Source organism: Suilimivivens aceti (genome assembly GCF_025567405.1).
In the GTDB taxonomy this organism is placed as follows: Bacteria; Bacillota; Clostridia; order Lachnospirales; family Lachnospiraceae; genus Suilimivivens; species Suilimivivens aceti.
Window position 1 is genome coordinate 100,334 of the sequence record NZ_JAOQKJ010000002.1, and the last position, 20,335, is coordinate 120,668.

Consider the following 20,335-nt stretch of genomic DNA (forward strand, 5'->3'; position numbering starts at 1 on the left):
AACAAATGGCTGAAGTAACACCTATGATGAAACAGTACCTGGAAACAAAAAAGGATTATCAGGACTGCATCCTTTTTTACAGACTGGGTGACTTTTATGAAATGTTTTATGAGGATGCCCTGACAGCATCCAGAGAGCTGGAAATTACCCTGACCGGCAAAAGCTGCGGACAGGAAGAGAGAGCACCCATGTGCGGGATTCCCTACCATGCGGTAGAAGGATATCTGAACAAGCTGATCCAGAAGGGCTACAAGGTGGCAATCTGTGAACAGGTAGAGGATCCGAAGCTTGCCAAAGGAATTGTAAAGCGTGAAGTGGTAAGGATCGTTACACCCGGTACCAATATGGATATTCAGGCTATGGATGCAGGTAAGAATAATTATCTCATGAGTATAGCCTATTTTCAGGGCAAAAGTGGAATTTCCGTAGCTGATGTGACAACGGGTGATTATTACCTGACAGAGGTGGAGGACAACCGGAAGCTTCTGGATGAGATCAATAAATACGTACCAAGTGAGATTATCTGTAATGATGCGTTTCTTGTCAGTGGGGTCAATATTGATGATCTGAAAGGAAGACTTGGTATTATCTGTAATACACTGGATTCCCATTATTATGACGAAGACCGCTGCAAGAAATGCATGATGAAGCATTTTCATGTCAGTACGCTGAAGGGGATGGGGGTCGAGGATTTTCCGTCCGGGCTGATCGCAGCCGGGGCGCTGATGCAATATCTTTATGATACACAGAAGAACGATCTTTCCCATTTTACTCATTTATATCCGTATCTGACAAGCCGTTATATGCTTCTTGACAGTGCTACCAGAAGGAATCTGGAGCTTACAGAGACCTTACGGGAAAAACAGAAGAGAGGCTCTCTTCTCTGGGTGCTTGATAAGACAAAAACAGCCATGGGAGCCAGATGTATGCGTCAGTACGTGGAACAGCCTCTGATCGATAAGGCTTCCATTGAGAAAAGACTGGATACAGTAGAAGCACTTTCAAAGAAGCCCATGCTCAGGGATGAGATCCGTGAATATTTAAATCCAGTCTATGATCTTGAGCGTCTGCTTGGAAAGGTTAGCTTTAAAACAGCAAACCCCAGGGATCTTATCGCCTTTGGCAATTCCCTGAAGATGCTGCCGCATATCAAGACAATCCTGAATGATTTTGAAACAGGTCTTCTGCCGGAGATTGGTCAAGACATTGATCCGCTGACGGATATCTGTAATCTGATCGACAGCGCGATCATTGAGGAGCCGCCCATTTCCATCAGGGAAGGTGATATTATCAAAGAAGGCTTTGATGAAAATGTAGATACCCTGCGTCATGCCAAAACAGAGGGGAAAAACTGGCTGGCGCAGCTTGAGGAAGAAGACCGGAACCGGACAGGGATCAAAAATCTGAAGATCAAATACAACAAGGTATTTGGCTATTATTTTGAAGTGACCAATTCCTATCAGAATCTGGTGCCTGCAGATTACATCAGGAAGCAGACACTGGCTAGTGCCGAGCGTTATACCAATCAGAGGCTGAAAGAGCTGGAAGATACTATCCTGAATGCAGAAGATAAACTGACGGCCATGGAATACGATCTGTTCTGCCGTGTCAGGGATACCATAGCAGGAGAGATCCTGAGAATCCAGAAAACAGCCAAGGCGATCGCCATGCTGGATGTATATGCGTCATTTTCCTTTGTGGCTGAGCGGAATCATTATGTCAGGCCCACTATCAATGAAAAAGGTGTGATCCAGATCCGGGCAGGACGACATCCGGTTGTGGAACAGATGACAGACGGTGATATGTTTATCGCCAATGATACCTTCCTTGACAATCACAAGAATTGTGTAGCTGTGATCACCGGTCCCAATATGGCCGGTAAATCTACCTATATGCGTCAGACAGCACTGATCGTCCTAATGGCGCAGATTGGCTGCTTTGTACCGGCTGACAGTGCTAATATCGGTATCGTGGACAGGATATTTACAAGAGTCGGGGCTTCAGACGATCTTGCAAGCGGGCAGAGTACCTTTATGGTAGAGATGAACGAGGTTGCGAATATTCTTCGCAATGCAACAAAAGACAGCCTGCTTGTACTGGATGAGATTGGAAGGGGAACTTCTACCTTTGACGGACTATCCATTGCATGGGCAGTGATCGAACATATCAGCAATAAAAAGCTTCTTGGAGCCAAAACACTGTTTGCTACCCATTATCATGAGCTGACAGAGCTGGAGGGCAAGATGAATAATGTCACCAACTATTGTATTGCTGTTAAGGAAAAAGGAGATGACATTGTATTCCTGCGCAAGATCATAAAGGGTGGTGCTGACAGAAGCTACGGTATCCAGGTAGCCAAACTGGCAGGTGTTCCGGATATGGTCATTGACAGGGCAAAAGAGATTGCAAGACAGCTTTCTGACAATGATATTCTGGAAAAAGTGCAAAGCATCACTGTGGATCAGAAGGAGAGCAGACATAAACCCGTCAAGTATGATGAAGTGGATCTGTCCCAGATGTCCCTGTTTGATACCGTGAAGGATGAGGATGTGATAAAGGAGCTGAAGGAAATTGATATTTCCACCTTAACGCCTCTGGATGCACTGAATACGTTGTATAAATTACAGAATAAACTGAACAACAGATGGCAGCTGTAAAGAAGGGAGGTCTGTATGCCTGAAATTCATCTTTTAAGTCAGAGCACAATTGATCAGATTGCGGCAGGAGAAGTTGTTGAGCGGCCTGCCAGTGTGGTAAAGGAGCTTGTAGAGAATGCCATAGATGCCGGAGCAGACGCAGTTACTGTCGAGATCAAAGACGGCGGACTGTCCCTGATCCGGGTAACGGATAATGGCTGCGGCATTGATAAATCGCAGATTAAACGGGCGTTTCTCCGTCATGCTACCAGCAAGATCAGTACCATAGATGACTTAAGCTTCGTAGAAAGTCTTGGCTTCCGCGGCGAAGCACTTTCCAGTATCGCTGCAGTGGCACAGGTAGAAGCAATCACCAAAACAGAGAAAGAACTGACCGGCATCCGGTATGCCATTGCAGGCGGCATGGAAGAGGACGTGGAAGAGATCGGGGCTCCGAAAGGAACAACATTCCTTGTGCATAATCTGTTTTATAATACACCGGCGAGACGGAAATTTATGAAGCAGCCCAAAACAGAAGGCGGCTATGTATCAGATCTGATGGAGCACATTGCGATGTCCAGACCGGATATTTCCTTTAAATTTGTAAATGGCGGTGCTGTCAGATTCCATACTTCCGGAAATGGGGATCTGAAGGAAGTGATCTACCGGATCTATGGAAGGGAAATGGCAGATAGTGTGATCCCGTTTGAAGAAGAAGGAGATCTCTGCCATATCAGCGGCTACATTGGAAAGCCGGAGATCAACCGTTCCAGCAGAGCCTATGAGCTGTTCTTTGTGAATGGAAGATTTGTAAGGGATGATCTGTTGTCCAAGGCACTGGAAGAAGGCTACAGACAGTATGTGATGCAGCATAAGTTTCCTTTTGCCGTGCTGCACATTTCCATAGATCCAAAGGAGATTGATGTGAATGTGCATCCCTCCAAAATGCAGATCAGGATCCAGCGCGGGAATGAAATGTTTGCCTTTCTTTCGGAGAATATAAAGAAAAGACTGCACGAGCTGGAGATGATACCAAAGGTTCTTCTAACAGAGGAAAAAGAAGAAGCACCGCAGAAGGCAAAGACACCGGAGCCCTTCGAAACCAGACGGATTGAAAATCTGGTGCAGGAGGAAAAAAAGACTTACCTTACAGGTCCAGAAACAGGGCAAGGTGCTCCGGTTGACTGGACGGATCGCAAATTGACCAGTACAGTACTAGGTGCAGCTGCACATAAAATCGGGACTCCTTTAGTCAATAGTGAAATCCGATCCAATGTAATCAAGGCTGCTGACCATATTTTTGTAGAAAAACCAGTACAGATGAATCTGTTCGAAGAAAAGATCCTGACAAGAGAGGCTAGGGATGAATATAAGATCCTCGGACAGATCTTTGATACCTACTGGCTGATGGAATACCGGGATAAGCTCCTGATCATTGACCAGCATGCGGCTCACGAAAAAGTAAAATACGAACGGCTGGTAAAGCAGCTTAAGGAAAAGCAGGCAGCTTCCCAGCTTTTAAGTCCTCCGGTCATCTTAAATCTTTCCGGCAAAGAAGAAATTGTGTTCAGACAATACCGGGAATACTTTGAAAAGATGGGTTTTGAAGCCGAAGAATTCGGAACTGGTGCCTATGCCATCAGAAGTGTGCCGACAGACCTTTATGGCTGTGATGAAAAGGAACTGTTCTTCCAGGTTCTGGATGAGCTTTCTGAAGTGCCTGCTAGGGGAGAACCAGATGTGATCCTTCAGAAGCTGGCATCCATGGCCTGCAAGTCTGCAGTAAAGGGAAATAATTCCATGGACAGAAAAGAAATGGAAACACTGATCGATGAACTGCTGACGCTGGAAAACCCTTATCATTGTCCACATGGCAGACCAACGATCATTACCATGAGCAAATATGAAATTGAAAAGAAATTTAAGAGGATCGTGACGTGACAGAAACGAAACCATTGGTCATTCTGACCGGACCGACCGCTGTTGGTAAAACAGCACTTTCCATTAAACTTGCTTCAGAAATCGGCGGAGAGATCATCTCCGCTGATTCTATGCAGGTCTACCGACAGATGGATATAGGCTCTGCCAAAATAAAGCCGGAAGAAATGGGTGGAATTCCCCATCATCTGATTGATATACTGGAGCCGGAGGAAGAATTCAATGTCTGTCTTTTTGAAAAGCTTGCACTGGAAGCCATGGAACAGATTTATGAACGAGGACATATTCCTGTTGTGGTCGGAGGAACTGGCTTTTATATCCAGGCTCTTTTATATCAGATCGATTTTACAGAAGAAGAAACAGATACTGCCTACCGCGATAAACTCTGGCAGCTCGGAGAAGAAAAGGGGAACCATTATCTCCACGAGCTGCTGCGTAAGGTAGATCCAAAGTCCGCAGAAGAGATCCATGAAAATAACAGGAAAAGGGTGATACGTGCCCTGGAGTTTTATGAGAACAGCGGTAAGCCTATTTCGACCCATAATAAGGAACAGCGGCAGAAGACGTCAGCCTATAACTCCTGCTATTTTGTCCTGACGGATGACAGAAAAAAGCTTTATGAAAGGATTGAGAGCAGGGTTGACCAGATGCTTTCTAAAGGGCTGGTCGACGAGGTGAGAACCCTGAAGGAACGGGGCTGCAATGCCTCCATGGTATCCATGCAGGGGCTTGGATATAAAGAAATACTGGAATATCTGGATGGCAGATGCAGCCTTTTGGAAGCAGTAGAAAAGATCAAGAAGGAAACCAGACATTTTGCCAAACGGCAGCTTACCTGGTTCCGCAGGGAAAAGGATGTGATCTGGATTGATAAGCAGGCGTTTGCTTATGATGAGGATGCCGTTCTTTCCTGCATACTGGAAAACTTAAGAAAGAAGGAAATTATAAAATGAGTGCAGCAGAAATGATGTACAGACAGCTTGGCATCAGCCGGAAAGTATACGAATATGGAGAAAAGATCTGGGAAGCTCTTTCTGGACGTTTTCAGGAGATTGACCGGATATCAGAGTATAATCAGATCAAGGTCATTGCAGCCATGCAGAACCAGAAGGTGAGTGAGGCCTGCCTTCTTGGTACGACCGGTTATGGATATAATGATCTTGGAAGGGATACCCTGGAAAAGGTATATGCAGATATTTTCCATACAGAAGATGCACTGGTGCGACCCCAGATTACCTGTGGAACACATGCACTGGCACTGGCACTTTTAAGTAACCTCCGCCCAGGGGATGAACTGCTTTCTCCTGTTGGAAAACCATATGACACTCTGGAAGAGGTGATCGGAATCCGTCCTTCAAGGGGATCCTTAAAGGAATACGGTATCAGCTACAGCCAGGTGGATCTGCTGCCTGATGGTTCTTTTGATTATGAGAATATCAGAAAGGCCATAAAGCCTTGTACGAAGCTGGTTACAATCCAGCGCTCCAAGGGATATCAGACAAGGCCTACCCTGTCAGTCGAAAGAATCGGAGATCTGATCAGGTTCATTAAAGAAATCCGTTCTGATATTATCTGCATGGTAGATAACTGCTATGGAGAATTCACGGAAACCATAGAACCTTCTGATGTGGGAGCAGATCTGGTAGTCGGTTCCCTGATCAAGAATCCGGGCGGCGGTCTCGCTCCGATCGGTGGCTACCTTGCCGGCAAAAAAGAATGTATCGAGAATGCAGCCTGCCGTCTGACAACACCTGGACTTGGCAGAGAAGTAGGAGCTTCCCTGCAGGCACTTCCATCCTTTTACCAGGGACTCTTTCTGGCACCCTCTGTTACGGCAAATGCCATGAAGAATGCCATTTTTGCTGCAAACATTTATGAAAAGCTTGGATTTTCTGTTGTGCCGAATGGTACCGAGCCCCGGTATGATATCATTCAGGCAATAACCTTTGGGAAGCCGGAGGGTGTGATTGCTTTCTGCCGGGGAATCCAGCAGGCAGCACCTGTAGATGGGCATGTAACACCGGAACCGTGGGATATGCCAGGCTATGACAGCCCGGTGATCATGGCTGCAGGTGCCTTTGTTTCCGGTTCCTCTATTGAGCTTTCCGCAGACGGCCCGATCAAACCACCCTATACTGTTTACTTCCAGGGGGGACTGACCTGGCAGCATGGAAAATTCGGTATCATGAAAAGCCTGCAGAGTCTTGTCGAACAGGGAATGATCCCTTCGAATTTTGATGGAACAGGGGAATAAATTACATCTGTAAATCATAAAATTTCCACGAAAGCGGTATACATTGATTTTTTTCTATGCTAAAATAATGACATTGTGAACAAGCAAAAGAGAAGCCGGGGGTAACGATTTATGCGTAAGAATAACTGGGCCTGCTTTCTGCTGATCCTGGCAGGAATTGTAATAGGTGGCTTTATAGGAAGTCTTTTACCGGTACAGTGGTTAAACTATGGGCAGACGTTTGGGCTTTCCAGTCCGGTCGTCCTGGATTTTGGTATCCTGTGCCTGACATTTGGACTTTCTATTAAGATCACTGTAGCCAGTATTCTTGGGATTATTATTGGAATTATTATTTACCGCTTCCTTTGAAATATGTAAAACATTACTTTCTGCATAGTCAGATGCCGGGAGGTATCTGTGATGAGAGAAGGGCAGAAAGGAAAATATGGAAGCTATCACAGAAACAATGAGTCAGGAACAGCCCTATGAGAAATTTATGCGTTTCGGGGCTGAAGCACTGACAGAAGCAGAGCTGCTTGCCGTTATCCTGCGGACAGGCACCAGAAACTGTTCTGCACTAGAGCTGGCAGAAAAGGTACTTTCGCTTGCCAGGGGAAGGGAAAAGGGATTAAATGCACTGCACCATATACCCTTAAGGGAACTGCTGAAGATCCCGGGAATTGGTGAAGTCAAGGCAGTGAAGCTGAAAAGCCTTGCAGAGCTGTCGAAACGCATGGCAAAAGAACAGGCTGCCTCAACACTTTCCTTTGATTCACCGGATACAGTAGCCCGTTATTTTATGGAAGAGCTGCGGCACGAGGAAAGAGAAAAGGTACTGTTATTATCACTGGATTCCAGACTTAATCTGCTTGAAAAGGATGTGCTTTCCATTGGAACCGTGAATTATTCCCTGCTTTCTGCAAGAGAAATTTTCGTACTGGCATTTCAAAATAAAGCATCGTCTGTTATGCTGCTTCATAATCATCCGAGTGGGGATGCAACACCAAGCAGACAGGATGTCTGTATTACAGAAAAGATAAAAGAAGCCGGAGAACTGCTTGGCATTCCGCTGACAGATCATATCGTTATAGGGAGTAATGCTTATACAAGCTTTAAGAAATGCGGCTTATTATAGAAAGGAGTATTTATTTTGTCTTCAAATATTTTTGGTATCGATCTTGGTACAAGCAATATTAAAATTTATAACAGGGCGGATGATACAATCCTTGTTGAAAAAAATATGATCGCCATCGAAAACAAGAGCACGCTGTTTGCCTATGGAGATTCCGCCTTTGAAATGTACGAGAAAGCACCGGCCAACATTCATATTTCCTATCCGTTGTCCAATGGTGTAATCGCTGATATCAAGAACATGGAGCTTCTTGTCAAATATTTCATCAATGACCTGTCAAGAGGCAATGTACGTCCTGCAGATTATTATATTGCAGTCCCCTTTGACATCACAGAGGTAGAGAAAAGGGCTTTTTATGATCTGATTAAGGAATCCGGTGTGAAGGCAAGGAAGATCCTTGTTGTGGAAAAGGCAGTTGCTGACGGTCTTGGGATGGATATTGATGTTAAGAATTCCCAGGGGGTACTGACTGTTAACGTAGGGTATGATACCACAGAAATTTCCATTCTGTCCCTTGGGGGGATTGTGCTCAGCAAGCTGATCAAGATTGGCGGGCTTAAATTTGATGATGCGATCCGCAGTGCGGTGCGCAAGGAATTCAGCCTGATCATAGGTGGAAAAACAGCAGAAAATGTCAAGATTTCGCTGAAAGAGCTTGAAAAAGAGGGAAGAGGTGCAGTTGTTTACGGCCGTGATATTGTAACCGGACTTCCTGTAGAAAGAGAACTTCCTACCTCTATGATTGATGAATGTCTGATGGAACTGTTTTATACGATCATTGACAGTATAAAAGTCATTCTGGAGAGAACACCTCCGGAACTGGCTGCTGATATCTACCGTCATGGTATTTATCTGACTGGCGGGGCTTCCCAGGTCAGTCATCTGGCTGAACTGATCCACAAGGGAACCGGTCTAAAGGTAAATCTCTCTGAGAATCCGGTTACCAGTGTTGCACTTGGACTTGCCAAAATCATCAAGGAAGATAATTACAAGTCCGTAGCTTATGCTATTGAAGGAATGAGTAAATGAGTCCTGTCGTAAAGAGAAAAGGAGAAAAATTTACATTACCGAGTAAATATCTCCTTTTTATTTTAACAATTGTATGTACCGCACTGATCATTCTGACTTTTTATACCGGTTTTCTGAGTACCCCGTTAAGTGCTGTGGGAGGCTTTCTGATCGTTCCCATGCAGGACGGGATCAGTAAGGCAGGCTCATGGCTTTCAACAAGATCAGAAGAATTGGTCGAGATCCGGTCGCTGATTCAGGAAAATGAGGAGCTGAAGCAGAAAGTGGACGAGCTTACCATGGAAAATATCAGCCTTCAGCAGGATCGGTACGAGCTGACCAATTTAAGACAGCTCTATGAGCTGGATTCCCAGTATGATGAATATCAGAAGATCGGAGCAAGGATCATTGCCAAGGATTCTGGCAACTGGTTCCATTCTTTTACCATCAACAAAGGAACGAATGATGGACTGTCCGTGGATATGAATGTCATAGCCGGAAGTGGGCTGGTCGGAAGGATCATAGATGCAGGACCTGACTGGGCAAAGGTAATGGCGATCATTTCCGATAATTCCAACGTCAGCGGCATGGTACTTTCCACATCCGATAATCTTATCGTAACAGGAGACCTGGAGCTGTACGCAGATGGTCTGATCAGCTTTGAAAAGCTGGTTGACAGTGCTGACAGAGTGGTAGAGGGGGATAAGATCGTCACCTCCAATGTCAGTGACAAATATCTGCCAGGGATTCTGATCGGTTACATATCGGCCATTAATGTGGATTCCAATAATCTGACCAAATCAGGAGTGTTGACACCGGCAGTGGACTTTGAGCATCTGGAAGAGGTTCTTGTGATCACACAGACAAAGCAGACTGTTGCGGAAGGAGACTGATCCATGCTTAGATTTCTGGTTTCATTTTTTCTGACAATATTCTGCTTTGTACTGCAGAGCACAGTTTTTCCGGCAATCTCTTTTGGAGGGATTGTGCCAAATCTTATGATTGTCCTGACTGCTTCCTTTGGATTTATGCGTGGAGAAAAATCAGGTCTTTTATTTGGTTTTTTCTGCGGACTTCTGGCAGATATTTTCTTTGGAAGCTTTATTGGACTGTATGCATTGATCTATATGTATATTGGTTATTTAAATGGCAAATTCAACAGGATTTTTTATCCGGAGGATATCAAGCTTCCCCTTGCCCTGATCCTATGCAGTGATCTGGCATATGGATTGCTTTGCTATCTTCTGTTTTTCCTTATGAGAGGAAAATTTCATTTCGGATATTACCTGCTTCACATTATTCTGCCTGAGGCTGTTTATACCATCGTGGTAACCCTGCTGTTATATCCGCTGATCCTCTGGATCAATAAAAGGCTGGAAAGCAGAGAACAAAGGAGTGCGCGGAAATTTGTTTGAGGATTTTAAGGAAAATTTGATCAATACCATAACATCCCGTACGTTTGTGCTGACAATCGCAATGATTCTGATTGCGGTGGTTATCATTGAACGTATTTTTGATCTGCAGATAGTACACGGAGAAGAATATCTTGATTCTTTTGAAACAAAGATCATGAAGGAAAGAACCATTTCCGGAAGCCGTGGCTGTATTTATGACAGGAATGGGAACCTTCTTGCGTACAATGAACTGGCACATTCTGTGACGATAGAAGATGTCTATGAAAACAGCAAGATGAAAAATTATAATCTGAACAGTACGATTGCTACGCTGATCCAGATGCTTGAAAAAAATGGTGACACGACTGTACGGGATTTTAAGATTGATCTGGATGATAATGGCAGATATGCATTTACAGTAGAGGATACACAGCTTCTGCGTTTTCTGGCAGATGTGTATGGCTGTCTTTCTATTGATGATCTGAAGGAGCAGGAACGGACTGCTACAGCAGAAGAAGTGGTGGAATATCTGTGCGGCTGGAGCCGTTTCAGGATTGGAGAGTATACCTCTGAAGATACTAAGGATACCTTTATCCCCGGTAATGGCTATACCAAGGAGGAGGTTCTGAAGATCCTGACCATCCGCTATGATATGAATACCAATTCCTACCAGAAATATATTGCAACCACAGTAGCAACGGATGTAAGCGAAGAAACAGTAGCAGTGATCATGGAAAACTGTAATGAACTGGAGGGTGTTTCCATTGTAGAGGATACTGTACGCAAATATGTAGATAGCATTTACTTTGCACCGATCATCGGCTATACCGGCAAAGTAGACCAGGAGGAACTTAAGGAGCTTCAGACTAAGAACAATGCTTATGACCTGAATGATACGGTTGGAAAGCTTGGCATTGAAAAATCCATGGAATCCTGGCTGCAGGGCAAAAAAGGAAGTGAAACGGTATTTGTCAACAATGTTGGTAAAGTAATTGAAACAAGCAACTATGTGGAACCGGCTGCCGGAAATGATATCTATCTGACACTTGATAAGGATCTGCAGATTGCCTGCTACAAGATCCTGGAAGAGAAGCTTGCAGGTATTCTGTATTCCAATATTATCAACACTAAAGAATTCAATACGGAAAATGTTACGAGCAGTAAGATAAAGATTCCTATTTATGATGTATATTTTGCACTGATCAATAACAATATTATTAATCTTTCTCATTTTGAAGAAACAACTGCAGCCGAAAATGAAAAGGCGGTATATGACAGCTTTCTTGCCAGAAAGGAAGATGTATTTGCCACTCTCAGGGAAGAACTCTTTAACACGAAAACAACCTATGAAAACTTGAAAAAGGAATATCAGGTTTACGAAAGCTATATTGTCAGGATGCTTTACAATAATGGTGTGCTCGACAAGGAGAAGGTGGATCCGGAAGATCAGACTTATATTGCATGGACAACCGATGAGGTGATCAGCCTGAATGAATACCTGAATTACTGTATCGCACAGAACTGGGTGGATGTAACGAAGCTTTCTCTTGACAGCCAGTATTCCGATACGGAGGAAATTTATAGGAAACTGGTAGATTATCTTTTCGGACAACTGGAAAATAACCTGGATTTTACCAAGAGCATTTACAAATATATGATCAAGGATGATGTGATATCAGGCAGACAGATCTGCATGATCCTGCTGGAGCAGAACCTGATCGATATTTCAGAAGAAGAGCAGAACAAACTGATCAGCAGCGCTGTTTCTTCCTATACCTTTATGATGGACCGGATCAAAAACCTGGATATTACACCGGCTCAGCTTGCACTGGATCCCTGTAATGCCTCCATGGTCATTACGGATGTCAATACCGGTGATGTGCTTGCACTGGTTTCCTACCCGGGATATGACAACAATAAGATGGCAAATGGTGTAGATGCAGAATACTTTGCACAGTTGAGAAGTGATCTTTCATCACCGATGCTGAATTATGCAACCCAGCAGAGAACTGCACCTGGTTCCACCTTTAAAATGGTATCTGCAACTGCCGGCTTCAAAGAAGGGATCATCAATACAACTACGACGTTTGTATGTAATGGACAGTTTAATGAAATCGATCCACCTCCCCGCTGCTGGATCTACGGAAGAGGCAGCCATGGAGCGTTGAATGTGACGGGAGCAATCAAAAATTCCTGTAATGTATTCTTTTATGAAATGGCATACAGGCTTGGTATGGTGGATGGAGTCTATTCTTCAGAAGCCGGTCTTGAAAAGCTTCAGAAATATGCAGATATGTATGGACTTACAGAAACCTCCGGTGTAGAGATTGAAGAATACGCACCACAGGTATCAAATACCGATGCTGTCCGTTCTGCCATTGGCCAGGGTACCAATAACTATACAACGGTCAGTCTGGCAAGATATGTTACAACAGTAGCAAATAGTGGTACCTGCTATGATCTGACACTGATCGATAAAGTAACTGACAGAAGTGGAAATCTTCTCATGGAAAAAGAGCCTCAGATGCGTAATCAGGTAGAACTGAGCAGTGGTGAGTGGAATGCCATTCATACTGGTATGCGTCAGGTAGTGGAAGCAAAATCCTATTATTCTGATCTGAAGGTTCAGGTAGCGGGCAAGACAGGTACCGCAGAAGAGAATAAAAACAGGGCAAACCATGCATTGTTTGTATGTTATGCACCATATGATAATCCTGAAATTGCAGTAGCAACCAGAATTGCTTATGGATATTCTTCTGATTATGCGGCAAGAACGACCAAGGATGTGATCAGTTATTATTTCGATCTGGTAGATGAAGATGATCTGATCACAGATACAGCATCTGAGCTTGGAGCAAGTACAGCACAGACTGACTAAAACAGAAAGGCGGCTATATTCATTGAAACAATCTGTCATTATAAAAAGTTTTCCAAATGGTATTGTGCTTCATCTTTCCGAAGCAGACACATTTGAAGAGATCCTGCAGGAAACTGCAATACGTTTCCGGGAATCCAGAGATTTTTTCAAGGATGCAAAAATGGCTCTGTCCATCAAGGGCCGGAAGCTGACGGAAGAGGAAGAAAATACCCTTTTAAATATCATATCAGAGAATTCTGATATTCATATCCTGTGTCTCGTAAGTGATGATGAAGATACTGACAGGATGTTTATAAAAGCTATTTCTGAAACAGACTTTTCAGAAGACGGAAATGGGAACAGTGCCGGCCAGTTTTATAAAGGCACATTAAAAAATGGTGAAGTACTGGAAACAGAATACAGCATAGTGATTCTAGGAGATGTTTATCCCGGATCAGCCATTATATCCGCACGGGATATTATCGTTCTTGGCGGGCTATATGGAGAGGCCTATGCCGGAGGAAATGGCAGTGATGGCCATTATGTAGCAGCGCTTGAAATGTCGCCGGAAAAATTAAAAATCGGTGATTTCAAATATCATGCCAAAGAGAAATCAAAATGGGGCATTAAGCCAAAGGTACAGCCGAAAATCGCATACGTAAAAAACAAAAAAATCGTTATGGATTCCCTTACCAAAGAATTACTGAGTGACATGCCACTTTAAACAGGATATGCCTCAGGGGACGAAATTGATTCACAACAGTTTGAGGAGGATAAACTATGAGTGAAGTAATTGTCGTCACATCAGGGAAAGGCGGGGTAGGAAAGACCACTACTTCCGCAAACGTAGGAACGGGTCTTGCAGCAATGGGGAAAAGGGTGGTTCTGATCGATACCGATATCGGTCTGCGCAATCTGGATGTAGTCATGGGGCTGGAAAACCGGATTGTTTATAACCTTGTAGATGTGGTAGAAAATAAATGCCGTATCAAGCAGGCATTGATCAAGGACAAACGTCATCCAAGTCTTTATCTGATGCCATCAGCCCAGACAAAGGATAAAACAGCAGTAACTCCGGAACAGATGGTCCGTATGATCAATCAGCTCCGGGAGCAGTTTGATTATATCATCCTGGACTGTCCGGCAGGGATTGAACAGGGATTTAAGAACGCCATTGCCGGTGCTGACAGGGCGCTTGTGGTAACAACACCTGAGGTATCTGCGATCCGCGATGCAGATCGTATTATTGGTCTTTTGGAGGCCAATGACTTCAAACAGATAGATCTGGTGATCAACAGACTACGTCCGGATATGGTAAAGCGCGGAGAAATGATGAGTGCATCCGATGTGATCGATATTCTTTCAGTTCCACTGATCGGTATTGTACCAGATGATGAAAATGTGGTGATCGCCACAAATCAGGGAGAACCACTGGTTGGAAATAATACACTGGCAGGAAGAGCATATCAGAACATATGCTACAGGGTAACCGGAAAGGAAATGCCTTTTCTTGAATTTGAAAAAAGCTTTTCCTTCTGGACCAGAGTGTCAGGAATATTTCGGAAGAACTAGGAGGTGGCTGATATGGGATTCAAACATTTTTTTTCACGGAAAAAATCCAGAGAAATTGCAAAAGACAGGCTTAAGATTCTTCTGATCTCCGACAGAGTAAACTGCTCACCGGAAATGATGGAAATGATAAAAACAGATATTGCAAAAGTTATATCGAAATATATGCAGATAGATACAAAATCCATGGAGATCCAGATCAGCAAAACGGGAGTAAAAGGGCATGATGGCAAAATGCCGACACTGTATGCCAATATTCCGATTCTGGATCTTCACAGCAAATGATAGAAGAGGTAAGGATTTACTTATATGCTGAGACAGTATAAATTACGGAATTATAATTTCAAACTGATATTTCTTGTGCTTGCCATATCGATGATCGGGATCATTGCCGTAGGAAGTGCACAGGAAAGTCTGCAGTCAAGACAGATTGGCGGATTTGCGGCAGGTGTGGCTATCATGATCGCACTTTCCCTGTTTGACTATTCGATCATACTGAAGCTCTACTGGCTCATTTATGCAGCAAATGTAATATTGCTTGCTCTTGTCATCTTCATCGGGGATGAAGGCGGCGGTGCACAGAGATGGCTGGATATCGGTGGTTTCCGGTTCCAGCCGTCCGAGATTGCCAAAATATTCATGATCCTGTTCTTTGCCGAGTTTCTGAGAAAGAACAGGGAAAGACTGAATACAGTAAAGTATATTGTGCTGTCTGTCGTTTTATTCGGTATTCTGGCATTTCTTATCGTTTCACAGCCAGATCTTTCTACAACCATTGTGTTCTGCCTTATTTTTGCATCCATCATGTTTGTGGCAGGAATCAGCTGGAAGCTGATAGCTGGTGTTCTGGCTGTAGCCATTCCGGCTGCCGTAATCCTGATCTTTCTCATTCTGCAGCCGGATCAGAAGATATTCAGCGGAGATACTACATATCAGGGCAATCGTATCATTGCCTTCTTTAACAAAGAAGAGTATGCCAATACCCTTGGCTATCAGCAGGAATACTCGGTAATGGCCATCGGCTCCGGACAGCTTACCGGAAAAGGCTATAAGACAAACCAGATCAGTTCGGTAAAAAATGCAAACTTTATTTCTGAACAGGAAACAGATTTTATCTATGCGGTCATTGGGGAGGAGTTTGGGTTTATTGGTTCTTCCGCAGTTGTGATCCTGCTTCTCCTGATCAGTCTTGAATGCTTTGCGGTGGCAAGAAAAGCAAAAGATACAGCAGGAGCGGTGATTGCTACCGGGATCGGTGCCCTGATCGGTTTCCAAAGCTTTATCAATATAGGTGTAGTTACTTATCTGCTGCCAAATACCGGTCTTCCTCTGCCGTTTGTCAGTTATGGTCTGACATCGCTGATCAGTTCCTTTATCGGAATTGGATTAGTTTTAAATGTGGGGTTACAATGTAAACAAAAATAGTGTATACTAAAAGAGAAAATCTGTGAGAAGGGAAGGGCAAATTACTTATGAATATTGCATTAATTGCCCATGATGCCAAAAAGAAGCTGATGCAGAATTTCTGCATTGCCTATCGGGGCATATTGAGCAAAAATGAACTCTATGCTACAGGAACAACAGGACGTCTTGTGGAGGAAGTAACCAATCTGACGATACATAAATATCTGGCAGGGCACCTAGGTGGGGAACAGCAGCTCTGTGCGCAGATTGAACATAATCAGCTTGATCTTGTTATTTTCCTGAGAGATCCGCTGACACAGAAGCATCATGAACCGGATGTAAACAATGTAGTCAAATTCTGTGATGTATATAATATTCCACTGGCAACCAATCTTGCCACCGCTGAGCTTTTGATCAAGTCCCTGGACAGAGGAGATATGGAGTGGCGTGAAAATTACAAATAGGCAGAAAATGCAGATAAAGCGCAGCGTATCAGTTCTTTGCTCCTGTATGATGCTTTTTTTACTGACAGGCTGTGGACAGAGCAGATATGATATGGCATATACTGTCAATTCAGATGTCAGCAGTCTGCGTCTTGTTAATATTGAAGAAAAAAATTTAAATGCAGAGCCGTTTGCTTCTGATCTCTGTGTAGTATCCTCAGATATATCTATTCCCGGCATAGATACCTCCAAGGCCGATGGTGCCGGATTGTTCGATGTAAATGGCAGAAATACTTTATATGCCAAAAACGTATATGAAAAGCTGTATCCGGCCAGTTTGACCAAGATCATGACGGCACTGGTAGCATTAAAATATGGTTCCATGGATACCACACTGACAGCATCTGCCAATGTCAGGAATCTGGAATCCGGAGCGCAGACCTGCGGGCTGAAGGAAGGGGATCAGATGACCCTGGATCAGGCACTTCATGTACTTCTGATCAATTCAGCCAATGATGCCGCCATTATGATTGCAGAAGGAATTGCCGGATCAGTCGAAGCGTTTGCCGACATGATGAATCAGGAAGCACTTGAGGTCGGGGCAACCAATTCTCACTTTGTAAATCCCCATGGTCTTTCTGATAATGACCATTATACAACGGTATATGATATGTATCTGATCACCAATGCAGCGATTCAGTATGACCGGTTCAATGAGATCATACATATGAAAGAATATCAGACAGTATATTATGACAAAAGCGGAAACGCCAAGGATCTGTCGGTTAACAGTACCAATTATTATCTGCAGGGAAATGCAGATGCACCTTCCGGGATCACAGTACTTGGAGGAAAGACAGGAACAACTAATGCAGCCGGACACTGCCTTGTGCTTGTGTCAAGAGATACATCCGGAAATCCTTACATTTCTGTGATCATGAGAGCCGAAAGCAGGGAAGATCTGTATGATGAGATGAGCAGCCTCCTTTCCGGAATTAACAAATAACGGTTGTCATTTGGCACTTTCTATCTTATAATAAAAACAGGGTTATTTCTTGAAGGTGCTGTCAAAAGCAGTACCAAATCATACTACAGGAGGGTTTACCGATGGTTCAGTTAATTGTAGGAAAAAAGGGAAAAGGCAAAACAAAACAGCTTCTTGACAAAGTAAATAGTGAAGTACAGTCTGTATCTGGAAATATTGTATATCTGGATAAAAGCACCAAACATATGTATGAATTAAATAATAAGATCAGATTAATCGACGTTTCCTCTTATCTGATCACCAGTCCGGAGGAATTTCTCGGATTTGTCTGCGGTATTGTTTCACAGGATCATGATCTGCAGCAGATGTATTTTGACAGCTTCTTAAAGATTGCATGCGCAGAAGAAGCTGAGATCGAGCCTATCATCAAAAAGCTTGATGCTATTGGAGAAAAGTTTGGAATTGATTTTGTACTTAGTGTTTCCCGTGACGAAGCGGAGCTTCCTGCTTCACTGAAAGAAAAGATCATCGTTTCATTATAATCAGCAGTAGAAAAGGTAACAGCAGGAACCCCGGAAAATATCTGGGGTTCTTGTTCTGAAAAGGAAAAGATTGGAGTCTGACCATTGAATGCATCCCGGAACAATGTGGTAAAATACAGAAAACCTCTGAATATCAATATTGGAATGGTCATTTTCGCTGTTATCCTGATCTATATTATCATCTGTGTGTTCGGATACTTCACAGCCAAGCATGTAGTCCCTTATGAAGTAAAGGAGGGGTCTCTCTCAGCCAATAATATTTATCAGGGAATCGCCTTGCGAAATGAAAAGATCATTACAGCTGACCAGGCGGGGTACATTAATTACTATGCCAGAGAAGGTGAACGTGTCGGCGTAGGAAATCTTGTTTATACACTGGATGAATCTGGTAAGCTTTCTGATTATGTTTCTGCCGAAAACAGTGGAGAAACAACACTGTCTGATAAAGATCTGGCAGAACTGAAATCAGAGATCCTTGGTTTTGTTTCTGGTTTTGATGCAACAAACTTTTCAACTGTGTATGAATTCAAATATGACGTTAAAGGGACTGTACTGAAACTGGCTAATGCCAATATTCTGAAAAATATTGATAAGCTCAATGCCGGAACGACAAGCCTTGTTTCCTTCTGTAATGCACCTGATACCGGTGTTGTGATCTATTCTGTAGATGGTTATGAGGCTTTGAAGCTTGAAGACTTTACGAAAGATCTGTTTGATAACAAGGATTATGAAAAAACACAGCTCATCAGTAATGACCTTATCGCCCGTGGTGATCCTGTATATAAGCTGTCTGAGGATGAGGACTGGTCCATTGTGATCCAGGTGGATGAAGCAAAGGCACAGGAGCTTCTTGAGCTTGAATATGTAAAGATCAGATTTTTGAAAAATCAGGATACTTCCTGGGCTGAGGTAAAGAGCTACACCAATCCTGATGGAGATACCTTTGTATCCCTTACCTTTACCAATTCCATGGTTACCTTCTGCACAGACCGTTTTATAGAGATCGAACTGATCACAGAAGATGAAAAAGGATTGAAGATCCCGGTTTCTTCCATTATACAGAAGGACTTTTTCATTGTTCCCAGTGAATACGTGATCCAGGGCGGTGAATACGGTCGTGATGGGGTCATGCGGGAAAGCTATACAGAAGAAGGTACCGCAACGACTGAATTTGTTGAAACAACGATCTATAATGCCACAGAAACAGAATACTATCTGGATGACAGCACCTTAAGGAGCGGCGATTATCTGATCAAACCTGATTCTACAGAAAAGTATGCTGTCAGTAAAAAGGGAAGCCTGATGGGCGTTTATAATATCAACAAGGGTTATGCCGATTTCAAGCAGATCGACATTTTATACCAGAACGAAGAATACGCAATTGTAAAGTCCAATACACAGTATGGTCTCAGCGTATATGATTATATCGCACTGGATGCTATGGCAGTAGAAGATAATGAAATTATTAATGAATAGGAAGTGTCAAGGATGATCGCAGAAAATCTGAAATATGTAAATGAAAGAATACAGAAATCCTGCCTGAAAGCAGGGCGGGATGAGAAGGAAGTAACACTGATCGCTGTCAGTAAGACCAAACCGGTTCCGGATCTGATGGAAGCTTATCAGGAAGGCTGCCGTGAGTTTGGAGAAAATAAGGTACAGGAGCTTGTTGATAAATACGAAGTAATGCCAAAGGATATCCACTGGCATATGATCGGACATCTGCAGACCAATAAGGTGAAGTATATCGTTGATAAGGTAACCATGATCCACAGTGTAGATTCCATTAAGCTTGCAAGGGAGATCAGCAAAGAAGCACAGAAGAAACAGGTTACCGTTTCTATTCTGATTGAAGTGAATGTTGCAGGGGAAGAATCCAAGTTCGGTGTAAGCATGGAGGAAGCTGAACCATTGATCCGCAAGATTGCATTGCTTGACGGGATAAAAATATGTGGTCTTATGACAATAGCACCATATGTAGAGGATGAGGAAAAAAATCGTCAATATTTTGCTGATTTAAAGCAATTATCTGTTGACATTGCAACAAAAAACATTGATAATGTTAATATGAATGTTTTGTCAATGGGCATGACAGGAGACTACGCTGTTGCCATAGAAGAAGGTGCTACATATGTACGTATTGGTACAGGCATCTTTGGTGAAAGGCATTATGCAGTATAAAAAGGGGTGCTTA

19 protein-coding genes are annotated in these 20,335 nt (G+C 43.4%); all 19 read left to right on the forward strand.

Annotated features, from left to right (window positions below; translation table 11 throughout):
* The first annotated feature begins 5 nt into the window (after positions 1–5).
* Positions 6–2,657: a DNA mismatch repair protein MutS gene (gene mutS, locus OCV77_RS02210; RefSeq protein WP_262572977.1), complete on the forward strand. Its 2,652-nt coding sequence runs from the start codon at positions 6–8 to the stop codon at positions 2,655–2,657.
* Positions 2,658–2,672: 15 nt separating this feature from the next.
* Positions 2,673–4,577, forward strand: a complete 1,905-nt coding sequence (gene mutL / locus OCV77_RS02215; protein WP_262572978.1) for a DNA mismatch repair endonuclease MutL — start codon at positions 2,673–2,675, stop codon at positions 4,575–4,577.
* On the forward strand, positions 4,574–5,527 hold the full coding sequence (gene miaA, locus OCV77_RS02220) for a tRNA (adenosine(37)-N6)-dimethylallyltransferase MiaA (protein ID WP_262572980.1): 954 nt from the start codon (positions 4,574–4,576) through the stop codon (positions 5,525–5,527). The genes mutL and miaA overlap by 4 nt, the downstream gene beginning before the upstream one ends.
* Positions 5,524–6,828: a methionine gamma-lyase family protein gene (locus OCV77_RS02225; protein ID WP_262572982.1), complete on the forward strand. Its 1,305-nt coding sequence runs from the start codon at positions 5,524–5,526 to the stop codon at positions 6,826–6,828. Before miaA ends, OCV77_RS02225 begins: the two co-directional genes overlap by 4 nt.
* 111 nt (positions 6,829–6,939) lie before the next feature.
* Complete coding sequence (locus tag OCV77_RS02230) at positions 6,940–7,176, forward strand: DUF4321 domain-containing protein (protein WP_118797021.1); 237 nt, start codon at positions 6,940–6,942, stop codon at positions 7,174–7,176.
* A gap of 76 nt (positions 7,177–7,252) precedes the next feature.
* Positions 7,253–7,942: a RadC family protein gene (radC, locus tag OCV77_RS02235; RefSeq protein ID WP_262572984.1), complete on the forward strand. Its 690-nt coding sequence runs from the start codon at positions 7,253–7,255 to the stop codon at positions 7,940–7,942.
* 15 nt (positions 7,943–7,957) lie between these two features.
* Complete coding sequence (gene mreB, locus OCV77_RS02240; protein WP_118797019.1) at positions 7,958–8,968, forward strand: rod shape-determining protein; 1,011 nt, start codon at positions 7,958–7,960, stop codon at positions 8,966–8,968.
* The gene (gene mreC, locus OCV77_RS02245; protein ID WP_118797018.1) at positions 8,965–9,840 is read left to right on the forward strand and encodes a rod shape-determining protein MreC; all 876 of its coding nucleotides are present in this window, start codon (positions 8,965–8,967) and stop codon (positions 9,838–9,840) included. The genes mreB and mreC overlap by 4 nt, the downstream gene beginning before the upstream one ends.
* A gap of 3 nt (positions 9,841–9,843) precedes the next feature.
* A complete protein-coding gene (mreD, locus tag OCV77_RS02250) occupies positions 9,844–10,362 on the forward strand; it encodes a rod shape-determining protein MreD (protein ID WP_118797017.1) in 519 nt (172 codons plus the stop codon).
* A complete protein-coding gene (locus OCV77_RS02255; protein WP_262572988.1) occupies positions 10,355–13,219 on the forward strand; it encodes a penicillin-binding transpeptidase domain-containing protein in 2,865 nt (954 codons plus the stop codon). Before mreD ends, OCV77_RS02255 begins: the two co-directional genes overlap by 8 nt.
* 22 nt (positions 13,220–13,241) lie before the next feature.
* Positions 13,242–13,922: a septum site-determining protein MinC gene (locus OCV77_RS02260; RefSeq protein ID WP_118797015.1), complete on the forward strand. Its 681-nt coding sequence runs from the start codon at positions 13,242–13,244 to the stop codon at positions 13,920–13,922.
* A gap of 56 nt (positions 13,923–13,978) precedes the next feature.
* Positions 13,979–14,770: a septum site-determining protein MinD gene (gene minD, locus OCV77_RS02265; protein WP_118797014.1), complete on the forward strand. Its 792-nt coding sequence runs from the start codon at positions 13,979–13,981 to the stop codon at positions 14,768–14,770.
* A gap of 12 nt (positions 14,771–14,782) precedes the next feature.
* Positions 14,783–15,052 (forward strand): cell division topological specificity factor MinE, encoded by a 270-nt coding sequence (gene minE / locus OCV77_RS02270; RefSeq protein ID WP_118797013.1) that lies wholly within the window; start codon positions 14,783–14,785, stop codon positions 15,050–15,052.
* 24 nt (positions 15,053–15,076) lie between these two features.
* Positions 15,077–16,192, forward strand: coding sequence for an FtsW/RodA/SpoVE family cell cycle protein (locus OCV77_RS02275; RefSeq protein WP_262572991.1), 1,116 nt, complete (start codon positions 15,077–15,079; stop codon positions 16,190–16,192).
* 47 nt (positions 16,193–16,239) lie between these two features.
* Entirely contained in the window at positions 16,240–16,635 is a 396-nt protein-coding gene (gene mgsA, locus OCV77_RS02280) for a methylglyoxal synthase (RefSeq protein ID WP_118797011.1), read from the forward strand.
* The gene (locus OCV77_RS02285; protein WP_262572994.1) at positions 16,619–17,620 is read left to right on the forward strand and encodes a D-alanyl-D-alanine carboxypeptidase family protein; all 1,002 of its coding nucleotides are present in this window, start codon (positions 16,619–16,621) and stop codon (positions 17,618–17,620) included. Before mgsA ends, OCV77_RS02285 begins: the two co-directional genes overlap by 17 nt.
* A gap of 101 nt (positions 17,621–17,721) precedes the next feature.
* A complete protein-coding gene (locus tag OCV77_RS02290; protein ID WP_118797010.1) occupies positions 17,722–18,141 on the forward strand; it encodes a twitching motility protein PilT in 420 nt (139 codons plus the stop codon).
* An 84-nt stretch (positions 18,142–18,225) separates the two neighbouring features.
* Entirely contained in the window at positions 18,226–19,617 is a 1,392-nt protein-coding gene (locus OCV77_RS02295) for a biotin/lipoyl attachment domain-containing protein (protein ID WP_118797009.1), read from the forward strand.
* A 12-nt stretch (positions 19,618–19,629) separates the two neighbouring features.
* Entirely contained in the window at positions 19,630–20,322 is a 693-nt protein-coding gene (locus tag OCV77_RS02300; RefSeq protein WP_262572996.1) for a YggS family pyridoxal phosphate-dependent enzyme, read from the forward strand.
* Positions 20,323–20,335: the final 13 nt, after the last annotated feature.